The following is a 12,627-nucleotide window of genomic DNA, read 5'->3' on the forward strand; positions in this document are numbered from 1 at the left end:
GCGGGTCCCGACTGAGCCTCGGGACCCGCCCCGGACCGTGCCGCCACTCACCGGAAGATGCCGGTGTGGCCCAGCGAATACCGCCCCGGCTGCGGATACACCGCCAACCCGTGCGGCCCGTCCCCCACCTTGATCCGCGCGATCTGATGCCCGTCCGTCGTATCGATCGCGTACACCTCGCTGTTGTAACGCCCCGACAGCCACAACACCTTGCCGTCCGCCGACACCCCACCCATGTCCGGACTCCCCCCGTCCGGCAGCTCCCACTTCTTCACCAGCTTCCGACTCGGCAGATCCAGCACCGAGATCGACCCCTCACCCCGGTTCGAGATGTACATCGACTTCGAATCCCGGCTCACATACAACCCGTGCGCCCCCTTGCCCGTCGGCATCAGCCACGGCTCCGTGAACCGGTCCCCGTCCAGCACCCACACCCCGTCGGCCATCATGTCCGCCACGTACCAGGTCCTGCCGTCCGACGAGATCTTCACGTCCTGCGGCATCGCCCCGTCGAACGGCAGCTTCTGCTGACCGATCACCTTCATCCGCGCCGTGTCGACCTTCAGCAGCTCACCCGAGAACTCACAGCTGACGATGAAGTACCGCCCGTCCGGCGAGAAATCCGCGTGATTCACCCCCAGACAGTTCACATGCTCCGTCTTCATCCGCTTCATCGTGTGCGCGTCCCGGAACACCAGCTCACGGTCCATCGACGCCATCACCACCGCGTACTTGCCGTCCGGCGTGAAGTAGAGGTTGTACGGATCGTGGACATCGACCATCTTCCCCTTCTTCCCCGTCGCCGGATCGATCGGCGTCAGCGTGTGCCCCCGGTCGTTGTTCACCCACAACGTCTTCATGTCCCACGACGGCACCACGTGCTGCGGCTGCTCCCCCACCGGAATCGTCTCGATGACCTTGTACGTCTTCGGATCGATCACACTCACCGTGTCGGACTCCGTGTTGGGCACGTACACCCGCGACGGGAAGTCCTTCACCACCGGCGACAACGCGTTCGGCCGGTCCGCCGCGTACAGATCGTTCGGATCCAGCAACGGCGGCATCCCCGGCAGCCCCTGCGGCACCCCCCGCGCCGCACCCTGACTCTGCGTCCCCTGACGCGGCTGCCGGTCCGCACCCCTGCCACCACCACCGCGGCCACCGTCACCTCCCCCGCACCCCGCCACCAGCAGCACACAGGCGACCGCGAACAACGCGGCCCCACGCCGCCCACGCGAACGGGAAGAGAGACCACCGGCAAGAGAACGCGAGAACTGGATCATCGGGTCAGCAGCTCCGTAGTCGTCACCGCACGCAGGCCGCGGCGGTGCAGGCCGTCGAGGATCGCGGGCAGCGCGGCCACCGTGCCGGCGTGCCCGAAGTGCAGACTGACGACCGACCCCGGCCGGACCGCGCTCAACACGGTACGCCGCACCGCCTCCGCGCCCGGGTCGGTGAAGTCGAGGGAGTCCACGTCGTACGACAGAACGTGCGGGTAACCGGCCTTCTTCGCCAACCGCACCACCAGATCGGTCGCCCGCCGCGCACGCGACGGCCTGAACCACCGGCCCGCGCCGCCCGTGAGCCTGCGCAACCGGTCCGCGCACTCCGTGATCTCGGCGAAGGCGGCCTTCTCCGGCATCGAGCAGATGCTCAAGTGCCGCATCGTGTGATTGCCCAGCTCGTGCCCGCCGTCCAGCACCCGCCGCGCCATCCGCGGCTCGGCGTCCAGCCAGGACCCCACGGCCAGCACCGTCACCCGCGCCCCGGCCCGCTCCGCCTCCGTCAGCAACGTGGTGGCCGACTTCGCGTCACCCTGGCCGTGGAACGTCAGCGCCACCGCACGCGAGGTCCGCGACCCGTGCTCGATCTGCGCCGGCAACCCGGCCGGCAGCCGCGCCAGCAGCAACGGCGGTCCCGCCGGAGCGGGGGCGGCCGCGGAGGCCGACACACGGCCCGACGCGCGCACGGGCGCGGAACCGGGCGCGGAGGCGGTCGCGCGCGCCGCCGCGTGCGACCCACCGGACGCGCCCGTCGGCGCGGCCGTACGCTTCCGGGCCTCCTCGGCGGCCGACCGGTCGGCCTCGCAGCCCGCGGCACCGGCGGCCCCCGCCAGGGCGCCACCGGCGGCCGCGCGCAGCACGGTGCGACGGTGAAGAAAGGTCACCGTCCCATTAGAGCTTCTTTAAGAAGAAATGCTGAGATTTGCCCGATTCCGGTCGGGGTGTGTCCCGTCCGGTCGTTCCCCGACCGGAACCGACCGGGACCTACACCGTCGGCCAGACGTCCGCCAGCATCTTCCGCGTATCGGCGAGAAGCTGCGGCAGGACCTTGGTGTGCCCGACGACCGGCAGGAAATTGGTGTCCCCGCCCCAGCGCGGAACGATGTGCTGATGAAGATGGGCGGCGATACCGGCACCGGCGACCGAACCCTGGTTCATGCCGATGTTGAACCCGTGCGCGCCGGAGGCCGCCCGGAGAGCGCGCATGGCCCGCTTGGTGAAGTCGGCCAGCTCGATCGTCTCGTCCTCGTCGAGCTCGGTGTAGTCCGCGACATGCCGGAACGGCACGACCATGCAGTGGCCACCGTTGTACGGATACAGATTGAGCACGGCGTAGACGCGCTCACCCCGAGCGAGGATCAGCCCGTCCTCGTCACTCTTGGACGGGATGGAGCAGAACGGGCATCCGTCGTCGGCCCCGGGGCCGGTGGGCTTGTTCTCGCCCTGGATGTACGCCATCCGATGGGGCGTCCAAAGGCGCTGGAACGCATCCGGCGTCCCCACTCCGAACTGCTGCTCCGGCTCACTCGTCATGGGGTGAAGCATATTCCTCACGCAGGACGGGCGAACGACGAGGGGCGGCCCACCAGGACCGCCCCTCGATGACCCCGCTCACGCGGGGATCACGTCACACCTGGACGCGACGCTCGACCACGTCGAGAATCTTCGCGATCGCCTCGTCGCGCGGGATGCCGTTCTCCTGCGAGCCGTCCCGGTAGCGGAAGGACACCGTGCCGGCGTTCATGTCGTCGTCACCGACGATGATCATGAACGGAACCTTCAGCTTCTGGTGGTTCCTGATCTTCTTCTGCATCCGGTCCGAGGAGGCGTCCACCTCGACGCGCAGGCCCTTCTTCTTCGCCTCGGAGGCGAACTCCTGCAGGTACTCGACGTGCGCGTCACCGATCGGGATGCCCACCGCCTGCACCGGGGCCAGCCACGCCGGGAACGCGCCCGCGTAGTGCTCCAGCAGGACGGCGAAGAACCGCTCGATCGAACCGAACAGCGCCCGGTGGATCATGACAGGCCGCTGGCGCGAGCCGTCCGCTGCGGTGTACTCCAGGTCGAAGCGCTCCGGCAGGTTGAAGTCGAGCTGGATGGTCGACATCTGCCAGGTGCGGCCGATGGCGTCCTTCGCCTGCACCGAGATCTTCGGGCCGTAGAAGGCCGCGCCACCCGGGTCGGCGACGAGCTCCAGGCCCTGCTTCTCGGCGACCTTGCGCAGGGTCTCGGTGGCCTCCTCCCACGCCTCGTCCGAGCCGACGAACTTCTCCGGGTCCTTGGTGGACAGCTCCAGGTAGAAGTCGTTCAGGCCGTAGTCGCGCAGCAGGTCCAGGACGAAGGTGAGCGTGCGGTCGAGCTCCTCGCCCATCTGCTCACGGGTGCAGTAGATGTGCGCGTCGTCCTGCGTGAAGCCCCGGGCACGGGTCAGGCCGTGCACGACGCCCGACTTCTCGTACCGGTACACGGTCCCGAATTCGAACATGCGCAGCGGCAGCTCGCGGTACGACCGCCCCCGCGCGTCGAAGATCAGGTTGTGCATCGGGCAGTTCATGGGCTTCAGGTAGTAGTCCACGCCCGCATCGAGCTGCATGGGCGGGTACATGCCGTCGGCGTACCAGTCCAGGTGGCCCGACTTCTCGAAGAGGGCACCCTTGGTGGCGTGAGGGGTGTAGACGAACTCGTACCCCTCTTCCTCGTGCCTCCTCCTGGAGTAGTCCTCCATCGCGCGGCGGATGATGCCACCCCGCGGGTGGAAGACGGCCAGGCCGGAGCCGATCTCGTCGGGAACGGAGAAGAGGTCCAGCTCGGAGCCGAGCTTGCGGTGGTCGCGCTTCTCGGCCTCGGCGAGGAACTCCAGGTATGCCTTCAGCTCGTCCTTGGTCGGCCACGCGGTGCCGTAGAGACGCTGAAGCTGCTTGTTCTTCTCACTACCGCGCCAGTACGCGGCTGCGGAGCGCATCAGCTTGAACGCCGGGATCATGCGGGTGCTCGGCAGGTGCGGACCACGGCACAGGTCGCGCCAGCACAGCTCGCCGGTCTTCGCGTCCAGGTTGTCGTAGATCGTCAGCTCGCCGGCGCCGACCTCGACGTCCGCGCCGTCGTCGTGGGAGGCGGAACCCTTGAGGCCGATCAGCTCCAGCTTGTACGGCTCGTCGGCCAGCTCCTCACGGGCGGCCTCGTCGGTCACCGCGCGGCGGGAGAACTTCTGCCCCCTCTTCTGGATCTCCTGCATCTTCTTCTCGATGAGCTTGAGATCCTCGGGGGTGAACGGCTTCTCGACGTCGAAGTCGTAGTAGAAGCCGTCCTTGACCGGCGGGCCGATGCCCAGCTTGGCCTCGGGGAAGAGCTCCTGCACGGCCTGGGCCATGACGTGGGCCGTCGAGTGGCGCAGGATGTTCAGGCCGTCCTCGGAGGAGATCTCGACGGGCTCGATCTCCTCGCCGTCGGCGACGACGTACGCCAGGTCCTTCAGCTCGCCCGCGACGCGGGCGGCGACGATGGTGCGCTCGCCGGCGAAGAGGTCGGCAGCCGTAGTGCCCGTCGTCACCACGCGCTCTTCCCGCTCGGAATCGCGTTGGATGATCACACGGACGTCTGACACCGGTCTCTCCTGACTTATGGGGCACGACAGCGGTCGCTGTGCGCCTGAATCGTACCGAGCCCGGGCACCTGGCCGCTAAGCGGTTCTTTCGCTCCCCCTGTGGGTCACGCTTCCCGTCACGCTTCTCCGTCGCACGGTTCCCCGAAGGGGTCGAGGTTCTCGTGGAGGGACTTCAGCAGGCCGTCGCGCTCCGCCTCGTCCACGCCCACCGGGGTGACGGTGTGGGCGTCGGCCAGACGGCGGAAGCCGCCGCGGCTCTCCAGGCGGCCGCTGACCCTGATCGGCAGCCCGGCCAGGTGGGCGTGGCCGGCGATGCGGTAGTCGTCGGCGTCGAGGGTGGCCCTGACCTGGCCGATGTCGGCGCCGTCGAGCACCTTGAGGCGTGCCGTGCCCGCTCCGCCCGGGGTCTCGCGGCGGAGCCGGACGACGGCGGCGGTGATCCGTACGGGGACGGAGGGTTCGTCGCGGACGTAGCGGGCGCCGGCCTCGCGGAGGGCGGGGAGGTCGCCGGGCGAGAACTCGACGGGTTCGGGCCGGTCGGCGAAGCCCTCGGGCGGGCCGGCGGCGGGGGCCCAGGCGATGGCGACACGGATGCCTTCGGAGCCGCCGATGAGGGCGATGAGGGAGTCGGTGAGCTCGCGGCAGACGCCGGCGGTGATCGCGGTGTCGAAGGCGTCGGTGCGGCCGGTGGCGCGCTGGTAGTCGGTGGCCTCGCGGGTGGTCTGGAGGGCGCGCAGCAGGGTGGCGGCGATGCGGCGGTCCGCGGCGGTACCGGTGCCGGCGCCCTGGTCGAGGGGGGCGAGGACGGTGAGGTCGCGGGCGCCGGGGGCGGGGCCGGTGAGCAGACCGGCGAGGGCGGCTTCGGCGTGGCGGCGGTCGCGGGCGCCGTGGTGGCCGGTGCGGGCGCGGTCGGCGAGGGCGCCGGCGAGGAGCATGGCGCGGGCTCCGGCGCGAAGGCGTTCCTGGGCGGCCCAGGCGGTGGCGGGGGCGTGGTGCTCGGGGAGCTCGCGGTGCCAGTGGATCTCGTCGCCGGGGGTGCGGAGGGCCATGAGGATGTCGTGGGCGGAGGGTGCCGCGCTGTGTTCGAGGGCGGCGAGGGCTTCGGCGAGCAGGTCGGCGCTGTCGGGGAAGGCGCGGCCGGCGGGCAGGAGGAGGCTGGTGCCGGCGCCGGGTCCGGCGGGGGGTGTCCAGCGGTCGTAGCGGCCGGGGGCGCCGCCGCGGCGGTGCCAGCCGTGGCGGGCGAGGAGGGCGCCGAGGACGGCGGGGTCGGGGTGGTGCATCAGGGTCTCCCTCCCGCTCCGACCCGCGTCATGATCTCGCGGAGGGCGTGGTCGTCGAAGACGCGTGTGGTCGGGATGCGCACGGTGGTCCTGCGGCGGCCGGTGACGGGGTGGCCGGCGAGGTTGGTCCAGTAGCAGCAGTGGCGGAGTTCGAGGCGGTCCGGGGCGGCGCGGAGCCAGTCGTCGCGGTCGCGGGGGACGATCATGACGACGAGGATCTTGTGGACGGAAACGGGGGTGCGGGCCAGTTTGACCAGGTGGTCGTTGTCGAGGGTGAAGGCGAAGGTGCGGCCCGGTGGGTGGGGGCCGAGCTGGTAGGTGCTCTTGAGCTGCACCTTGATGGTGACTTCGTCGTCGGTGGTGTGGTCGGGGGCGCTGTGGCTGACGTGCCAGTCGATGCCGTTGTCGGGGAAGGGCTGGGCGAGTGAGCAGCCGGCGGCGGCCGCGACGGCGTGGAGGTAGCCGACCTGGAGGGTCTCCATGCACGCGGTGACGGCGAGGCCGCCGCGGGGCGGCGGGCGGTGCCCGGGGGGCCGGCGGCCGTGGGTGGGGGCCGGGTCGGGCTGAGCGAGCGCCATGTCCGAAAAACCTTCCGGGCTCGCCGGTTCTTTGGTCGTACATCTGTGTTGTCTCCACGCGAACTCCCCGGCAAACTGCGGCGGTTCGGGTGCTCGGGTGGCCGGGTATCACCTGGCGGGGAGGGGAAACACGCCATCTGTCGCACGAGCGCGAGGAGTTGTGTCATGCAGTGCTGGCTCGAAGGGCCGTTGGCCGCCTTCGACACCGAGACGACCGGGGTGGATGTGGAGCGGGACCGGATCGTGTCGGCGGCCTTCGTGACGCAGTCGCAGGCGGGGGCCGCGCCGGTGGTCACCCGGTGGCTGGTGAATCCGGGGGTTCCCGTTCCCGCCGAGGCGACCGCGATACACGGGTTGAGCGAGGACCACTTGCAGCGGTACGGCCGGTGGCCGGCCCCGGTGATGGAGGAGGTGGCGCGGGCGCTGGCGGGTCATGCGGCGCGGGGCGTTCCGCTGGTGGTGATGAACGCGCCGTTCGATCTGACGTTGCTGGACCGGGAGTTGCGGCGGCACCGGGCGTCGTCGCTGGCGGGCTATCTGGGTGGCGCGCCGTTGTGCGTGCTGGATCCGTGGGTGCTGGACAAGCATCTGGACCGGTACCGGAAGGGCCGGCGGACGCTGACGGATCTGTGCGGGCAGTACGGGGTGGAGCTGACGGGGGCGCATGACGCGGCGGCCGACGCGACGGCGGCGATGGAGGTCGTACGGGCGGTGGGGCGGCGGTTCGCCTCGCGGTTGGAGCGGTTGAGTCCGGCGGAGCTGCACACGCGGCAGGCGGTGTGGCACGCGGCGCAGGCGCGGGGGTTGCAGGCGTGGTTCGCGCGGAACGGTTCGGAGGAGCAGTGCGATCCGGCGTGGCCGTTGCGGCCGGAGTTGCACGCGGCGGCGTGAGGCGGCGCGCGGCGTCGGGGTCCCGGAGCTCCGGGGGCGGCGTGGGCGGCAACGCGAAAGGCCGGTCCGTCGGATGACGGACCGGCCTTCCCGGGCGGTGGGCGATACTGGGATCGAACCAGTGACCTCTTCGGTGTGAACGAAGCGCTCTCCCGCTGAGCTAATCGCCCGGGCGTGTTTCCGGGGTTTCCCCCGGCGACGCACTGAACAATACAGGTCGCCGCCGGTCTCCATCAAATCCCGTGCGGCGGGCGTTCCAGCAGGGCGCGCAGGCCGCGGCGGCCGCCGCGCATCATCCAGGCGTGGTTGGCGCGGAAGAGGGGGCGGCAGGGGACGGCGAGCCGGCGCATGAGGGGTTTGCGGACGTCGACGTCCTGCTCGAAGAGGGCGGTGGTGCCGTGGGGTCCGTGGGGCCTGAGGGTCCAGCGGGCCCAGCCTTCGAGGTCGCCGTGGACGACGATCTCCAGGATGTGGGCGCGGGGGTCGCGGCGGCTCTCGCGGGCGGTGACGGTGATGCCGTACGGCAGGAGGCTGCGGAGGTGGGCGGTGCCGCTGACGGCGTCGGCCTGCCGGACGTCGCGGACCTGGGGCCACCAGGCGGGGTAGTCGGCGACGGCTTCGAGGACGGCGTAGACGGTGTCGGGCGGGGCCGGGAGGTCCCAGGTGTCGCGGAAGCGGTAGTGGTGCGGCGAGGGCGTGCGGCGGCGTCCCATGACGTACCAGGGCATACGAAAAACCGAAGGTCCGCAAGGGGGTGAACCCTACGGACCTTCGGTGTGATGTGGGCGATACTGGGATCGAACCAGTGACCTCTTCGGTGTGAACGAAGCGCTCTCCCGCTGAGCTAATCGCCCGGGCGCACCGCAAACATTACCGCATGTCAGACGGTGCTTCGCACCACGCGTGCCTGGTCAGGGGGCCGGGGCGGTCAGCCGCCGACGTTCCAGGGCATCCGCAGGCCGTACTTCGCGACGTAGATCCCGACCAGGGTGGCGACGATCACGAGGCCGGCGACGGTGAGGGTGATGTTGCGGCGGCGGACCTTGGGGTCGAGGGCGCGCTGGGCGGCCTCGGTGACCTTGCGCTTGGTCCAGCGCAGGACGAGCTGGGCCCAGACGAACTCGGTGGCCCAGATGGCCATGCCGGCGAAGATCACCAGCCAGCCGGGGCCGGGCAGGGGCAGCATGATGATGCCGACCACGACGACGGCGAGGCCGACGACGAAGACGCCGACCTGCCAGCTGATGTGGAGGGCCCGGGACCGCTTGATGAAGTGGGGGGCCCGGGAGCCGAGGCCCTTGCCGGACTCGTCGTCACTGTGCGCAGGAGCGGGTCTCCGCTCGTCACTCTCCGCGTTCATGGGGCACAACGTACCCGAAGGGCCGGGCATCACCGGTTCGGCGGTATGCGCGGCGCCGGCGCTGGGCCGTCCGAGGTATCCGAAGAGGCTCAAAACGGTCAGAGGGGTTTACAACGGCACCGTAGGTGGCATGTCGATTTCGCCGACGTGCGAATCCCCGAGCGCACACTGAGCGAAAGGCCTTGGCGCTTATGAACACCACGGTCAGCTGCGAGCTGCACCTGCGCCTCGTTGTGTCGAGCGAATCCTCACTGCCTGTACCCGCGGGCCTGCGGTACGACACGGCCGATCCGTATGCCGTGCACGCCACCTTCCACACCGGAGCCGAAGAGACGGTCGAATGGGTCTTCGCCCGCGACCTCCTGGCGGAGGGCCTCCACCGGCCCACGGGCACGGGCGACGTCCGTGTCTGGCCGTCCCGCAGTCACGGCCAGGGCGTCGTCTGCATCGCGCTGAGTTCGCCCGAGGGCGAGGCCCTGCTGGAGGCGCCGGCCCGGGCGCTGGAGTCGTTCCTGAAGCGGACCGACGCCGCCGTCCCACCGGGCACCGAACACCGTCACTTCGACCTGGACACCGAGCTCTCGCACATCCTGGCCGAGAGCTGATGCCGGGCCGTAGCTGATCAGGGCGCGCCGGCCCACTCGGGGAGGCCGCGCGCCGCGCACGACAACCGCATACGGTCTGGACGACTCGGCGCCGTCACCGCGGATCCACCGCGGGCGACGGCGCCGTCGCGCCGGGGAGCCGCTAGAGTCTGCGGCCGCGGTCGAACAATTGCCGCCCTCCGTCCGTCCGGCCAGGGAGCGAACGTTCCGTGCTGATCAACCACGACACCCGCCGTACCCTCGACGCCGTCGTCGACCTGCTGAACGGGGAGCTCGACGCGGCGTGGCTGCGGGAGTTCGTCGAGCGCCACGCCATCAGCGGCACGGGGGTGCTGCGGGAGCAGGACCTGCGGGCGGTGCGGGATCTCCGCGACCGCTTCGCCGAGGTGTTCGACACCCGGGACGCGGCGGCCGCCGCGACGCTGCTGAACGCGCTGGTCGCGGAGGCGGGGACCACTCCGCGACTGACCGACCACGACGGCTACGACTGGCATGTGCACTACTTCGCGCCCGGTGCCTCCCTCGCCGAGCACCTGGCCGCCGACGGCGGCATGGCGCTGGCGTTCCTGCTGGTGGAGGGCGAGCTGGAGCGGTTGCGGCGCTGTGTGGCGCCGGACTGCGGCCGGGCCTTCGTCGATCTCTCGCGCAACCGTTCGCGCCGCTACTGCGACGGGCGGACGTGCGGGAACCGGCTGCACGTGGCCGCGTACCGGGCGCGCCGCCGGGGGACCGCGGGCTGAGGTCCGCCGGGCCGGGGGCGTCACCAGCGGTAGAGGTCGTGCACGGCGGTCAGCAGGACCAGTGTGCCGACGAAGGCGAGGAAGAACATCAGGGGCGGTTGGGAGAGGGCGAACAGGCAGCCGCGCGGTTCGTCGGTGATCTGGGCCGGTGTCTCGTCGTTCATCTCCGACAGATCATGGCGCAGCGGCCGGGCCGCCCGCGGCCCAACGCGTGAACTTTCTACGGGAGTTATTCAGATCCCGTGCTTCTTGAGGATGGCCTCGATGTCCGAGAAGTCCTCCGCGTCGCCGGCCGGGGGCTTCGTCCCGCCGCGGCGGGACGTTTCGGCGCGGCCGGGTCCGAGCGTGGGCGCGGACGCGGTGGGGGCGACGGCGCCGGCCCGTGCGGCGGCCGTGGCGGCGCGCCGCTCCCGCCGGGTGCCGCCGCGGCGGCGTTCGACGGTGCGGCTGATCAGGAAGAGCAGCGCCGAGAGGGCGAGCACGCCGAAGCCGGCCCACACACTCGGCTTGAGGACCAGATCGGTCAGCCAGTCCACGACGCCGGTCATCACCAGGCCGACGGGCACCAGGGACCAGGCGGCGATCCTGGTCGCGGCGAGGAAGCGCCGGCGGTAGGCCGTCACCAGGGCGATGCCCAGGCCGGCCGCGGACACCGCGGCGCATACGGTCGAGATCAGCATCCGGTCCTCCCGCTGACGGCGTTCTCCTGCGTCCATCGTGCACCGGTCCGCGCGGGCGGTGCCACGACCGGCCCGGTGGTACGGGAGAAGTCCGGGTCCTTTCAGGGACGCGCCTCCTCCTCGGGTACCGGACCCGGGCGCCGGACCGGTCCGCCCGGAGGGGATCACGCCGTCCGGCCGCGGGCTGGGAGACTGGCCCCATGAGCGAGAACGACATCACCCCGGCCACCCTCGACGTCTGGTGCGACCTGCAGTGCCCCGACTGCCACAAGGCCCTGGACGACGTGCGCGCCCTGCGGGAGCGCTACGGGGACCGGCTGGACATCCGGCTGCGCCACTTCCCCCTGGAGAAGAACAAGCACGCCTACGCGGCGGCGCAGGCCGCCGAGGAGGCGGCGGAGCAGGGCACGGGGTGGCCGTACGCCGAGGCGCTGCTGGGGCGCACCGCGGACCTCGGCGCCCGGGGCGAGCGGGTGCTCGTGGAGACGGCGGGCGCGCTGGGGCTGGACGCCGAGGAGGTGGACACCGCGCTGATCGACGGGCGGCACATGCTGGTCGTGGACGCCGACCAGGCCGAGGGCAAGGCGATCGGCGTGACGGGGACGCCCACCTATGTGATCGGCGGTGAGCGGCTGGACGGCGGCAAGAGCCAGGAGGGGCTGCGGGAGCGGATCGAGGAGATCGCCGACCGGCTGCTCGCGGGCTGACCCCGGGGAGCCCCGCCGCCCCGCCGCGCTGCTTCCCCGCCCCGGCTAGAGCAGCGGTTTGTAGAGGTGGAAGGCGGTCGGCCGGTAGCCGAGCGAGGCGTAGAGCCGCAGGGCCGGGGTGTTGCCGGCGAAGACGTTGAGGCCGAGGGTGGCCGCGCCCGCCGCGCGGGCCTGGTGCTCGGCGAGGAGCATCAGGGAGCGGCCGTGGCCGCGGCCCCGGTGGTCCTCGTGGACCTCGACGTCGTAGACGTAGGCGCCGTCGTCGCGCCGGCCCAGCCACAGGATGCCGACGTCCCGGCCGTCGTGGACCAGCACCCGCACGGTGGTGCCGGGGGTGGCGAGGCCCTGGGGCAGGGCCTGGGCGTGGTCGCGCTCCGCCTTGGCCTCGGCCTGCGGCAGGGGCACGCCCCGGTCCGCCCAGTCGCGGACGTAGTGGCGCCGGGAGCGGGCCAGCCAAGCCGCGTACTCCTCCTCGGCCAGGGGCCGGGAAGTGCTGCCCTCGGGCAGCGCGGGGGAGGCGGTGGGCACGGGCTTGGAGAGGGTGCGGCTGCGCTCGGTGTAGCCGAGGGCCCCGGCGAGGCCGAGGGCCCTCTCCGCGCCGGCGGGGACGCTGATGGAGATCTGGCCGCAGCCCCAGGCGCGCAGCACCTCCTCGGCGGCGAGCGCGGCGACGGTGGCGCGGCCGCGGTGCCGGTCGGGTTCGTTGATGACGAGGTGGGCGATCCGGCCGAAGCCCGGGCCGAGGCGGGGGTCGGTGGAGATGTCGACCGTGCCGACGCGCCGGCTGTTGACGCAGACCTCGTAGGCGCGGGACCGGCCGCCGTCGGCGGTGCGCTGCTCGGGTGCGGTGGGCCGCAGGGTGGTGGTCATCCTTGCGTTGTACCGGCCCGGCGGCCGTC

Annotated in this window: 15 protein-coding genes and 2 tRNA genes; 4 read left to right on the forward strand and 13 right to left on the reverse strand. The window is 71.5% G+C overall.

The annotated features are described in order from the left end of the window. Nucleotides 1–47: 47 nt before the first annotated feature. The 6 genes from AC07BS_RS09995 to AC07BS_RS10020 form a co-directional block, all read right to left on the reverse strand. On the reverse strand, nt 48–1,283 hold the full coding sequence (locus tag AC07BS_RS09995; RefSeq protein WP_478644606.1) for a YVTN family beta-propeller repeat protein: 1,236 nt from the start codon (nt 1,281–1,283) through the stop codon (nt 48–50). Then, entirely contained in the window at nt 1,280–2,167 is an 888-nt protein-coding gene (locus AC07BS_RS10000; RefSeq protein ID WP_478931327.1) for a polysaccharide deacetylase family protein, read from the reverse strand. Before AC07BS_RS10000 ends, AC07BS_RS09995 begins: the two co-directional genes overlap by 4 nt. Nucleotides 2,168–2,267: 100 nt before the next feature. After that, complete coding sequence (locus AC07BS_RS10005; RefSeq protein ID WP_478644612.1) at nt 2,268–2,828, reverse strand: HIT family protein; 561 nt, start codon at nt 2,826–2,828, stop codon at nt 2,268–2,270. Between the two features lie 82 nt (nt 2,829–2,910). After that, nucleotides 2,911–4,887, reverse strand: a complete 1,977-nt coding sequence (gene thrS / locus AC07BS_RS10010; protein ID WP_478931329.1) for a threonine--tRNA ligase — start codon at nt 4,885–4,887, stop codon at nt 2,911–2,913. A gap of 116 nt (nt 4,888–5,003) precedes the next feature. Further along, on the reverse strand, nt 5,004–6,167 hold the full coding sequence (locus AC07BS_RS10015) for a serine/threonine-protein kinase (protein ID WP_478931331.1): 1,164 nt from the start codon (nt 6,165–6,167) through the stop codon (nt 5,004–5,006). After that, a complete protein-coding gene (locus AC07BS_RS10020; RefSeq protein ID WP_478644618.1) occupies nt 6,167–6,745 on the reverse strand; it encodes a DUF4365 domain-containing protein in 579 nt (192 codons plus the stop codon). Before AC07BS_RS10020 ends, AC07BS_RS10015 begins: the two co-directional genes overlap by 1 nt. A 165-nt stretch (nt 6,746–6,910) precedes the next feature. Here AC07BS_RS10020 and AC07BS_RS10025 point away from each other — a divergent pair, with 165 nt between their 5' ends. After that, on the forward strand, nt 6,911–7,636 hold the full coding sequence (locus AC07BS_RS10025; RefSeq protein WP_478644620.1) for an exonuclease domain-containing protein: 726 nt from the start codon (nt 6,911–6,913) through the stop codon (nt 7,634–7,636). 98 nt (nt 7,637–7,734) lie between these two features. On the opposite strand, the gene AC07BS_RS10030 is transcribed toward AC07BS_RS10025, so the two are convergent. The 4 genes from AC07BS_RS10030 to AC07BS_RS10045 form a co-directional block, all read right to left on the reverse strand. Next, nucleotides 7,735–7,806 (reverse strand) — tRNA-Val (locus AC07BS_RS10030). 63 nt (nt 7,807–7,869) lie between these two features. Then, nucleotides 7,870–8,364, reverse strand: coding sequence for an SRPBCC family protein (locus AC07BS_RS10035; RefSeq protein ID WP_478644623.1), 495 nt, complete (start codon nt 8,362–8,364; stop codon nt 7,870–7,872). A gap of 54 nt (nt 8,365–8,418) precedes the next feature. Then, a tRNA-Val gene (locus AC07BS_RS10040) sits at nt 8,419–8,490 on the reverse strand. A 74-nt stretch (nt 8,491–8,564) separates the two neighbouring features. Beyond that, a complete protein-coding gene (locus tag AC07BS_RS10045) occupies nt 8,565–8,996 on the reverse strand; it encodes a TIGR02611 family protein (RefSeq protein WP_478644624.1) in 432 nt (143 codons plus the stop codon). 191 nt (nt 8,997–9,187) lie between these two features. On the opposite strand from AC07BS_RS10045, the gene AC07BS_RS10050 reads away from it, so the two are divergent. Then, nucleotides 9,188–9,601 (forward strand): SsgA family sporulation/cell division regulator, encoded by a 414-nt coding sequence (locus AC07BS_RS10050; RefSeq protein WP_003959770.1) that lies wholly within the window; start codon nt 9,188–9,190, stop codon nt 9,599–9,601. Nucleotides 9,602–9,810: 209 nt separating this feature from the next. Further along, the gene (locus AC07BS_RS10055; protein ID WP_478644626.1) at nt 9,811–10,341 is read left to right on the forward strand and encodes a CGNR zinc finger domain-containing protein; all 531 of its coding nucleotides are present in this window, start codon (nt 9,811–9,813) and stop codon (nt 10,339–10,341) included. 20 nt (nt 10,342–10,361) lie between these two features. Here AC07BS_RS10055 and AC07BS_RS10060 read toward each other — a convergent pair whose 3' ends face one another. Both AC07BS_RS10060 and AC07BS_RS10065 read right to left on the reverse strand, forming a co-directional pair. Next, nucleotides 10,362–10,505: a hypothetical protein gene (locus AC07BS_RS10060; RefSeq protein ID WP_478644627.1), complete on the reverse strand. Its 144-nt coding sequence runs from the start codon at nt 10,503–10,505 to the stop codon at nt 10,362–10,364. Nucleotides 10,506–10,574: 69 nt separating this feature from the next. Further along, on the reverse strand, nt 10,575–11,021 hold the full coding sequence (locus AC07BS_RS10065) for a hypothetical protein (RefSeq protein ID WP_478645066.1): 447 nt from the start codon (nt 11,019–11,021) through the stop codon (nt 10,575–10,577). Between the two features lie 200 nt (nt 11,022–11,221). On the opposite strand from AC07BS_RS10065, the gene AC07BS_RS10070 reads away from it, so the two are divergent. Further along, a complete protein-coding gene (locus tag AC07BS_RS10070) occupies nt 11,222–11,728 on the forward strand; it encodes a DsbA family protein (protein WP_478644630.1) in 507 nt (168 codons plus the stop codon). 45 nt (nt 11,729–11,773) lie between these two features. On the opposite strand, the gene AC07BS_RS10075 is transcribed toward AC07BS_RS10070, so the two are convergent. After that, on the reverse strand, nt 11,774–12,598 hold the full coding sequence (locus AC07BS_RS10075; protein WP_478931335.1) for a GNAT family N-acetyltransferase: 825 nt from the start codon (nt 12,596–12,598) through the stop codon (nt 11,774–11,776). Between the last annotated feature and the right edge of the window lie 29 nt (nt 12,599–12,627).

This window comes from Streptomyces sp. NPDC044063 (genome assembly GCF_056434285.1).

Excerpts from the sequence above, each read along its gene's own strand:
- AC07BS_RS09995 (WP_478644606.1), bottom strand. The coding sequence starts at position 1,283 with ATGATCCAGTTCTCGCGTTCTCTTGCCGGTGGTCTCTCTTCCCGTTCG.
- AC07BS_RS10005 (WP_478644612.1), bottom strand. The coding sequence starts at position 2,828 with ATGCTTCACCCCATGACGAGTGAGCCGGAGCAGCAGTTCGGAGTGGGG.
- AC07BS_RS10015 (WP_478931331.1), bottom strand. The coding sequence starts at position 6,167 with ATGCACCACCCCGACCCCGCCGTCCTCGGCGCCCTCCTCGCCCGCCAC.
- AC07BS_RS10020 (WP_478644618.1), bottom strand. The coding sequence starts at position 6,745 with ATGGCGCTCGCTCAGCCCGACCCGGCCCCCACCCACGGCCGCCGGCCC.
- AC07BS_RS10025 (WP_478644620.1), top strand. The coding sequence starts at position 6,911 with ATGCAGTGCTGGCTCGAAGGGCCGTTGGCCGCCTTCGACACCGAGACG.
- AC07BS_RS10035 (WP_478644623.1), bottom strand. The coding sequence starts at position 8,364 with ATGCCCTGGTACGTCATGGGACGCCGCCGCACGCCCTCGCCGCACCAC.
- AC07BS_RS10045 (WP_478644624.1), bottom strand. The coding sequence starts at position 8,996 with ATGAACGCGGAGAGTGACGAGCGGAGACCCGCTCCTGCGCACAGTGAC.
- AC07BS_RS10050 (WP_003959770.1), top strand. The coding sequence starts at position 9,188 with ATGAACACCACGGTCAGCTGCGAGCTGCACCTGCGCCTCGTTGTGTCG.
- AC07BS_RS10060 (WP_478644627.1), bottom strand. The coding sequence starts at position 10,505 with ATGAACGACGAGACACCGGCCCAGATCACCGACGAACCGCGCGGCTGC.
- AC07BS_RS10065 (WP_478645066.1), bottom strand. The coding sequence starts at position 11,021 with ATGCTGATCTCGACCGTATGCGCCGCGGTGTCCGCGGCCGGCCTGGGC.
- AC07BS_RS10070 (WP_478644630.1), top strand. The coding sequence starts at position 11,222 with ATGAGCGAGAACGACATCACCCCGGCCACCCTCGACGTCTGGTGCGAC.
- AC07BS_RS10075 (WP_478931335.1), bottom strand. The coding sequence starts at position 12,598 with ATGACCACCACCCTGCGGCCCACCGCACCCGAGCAGCGCACCGCCGAC.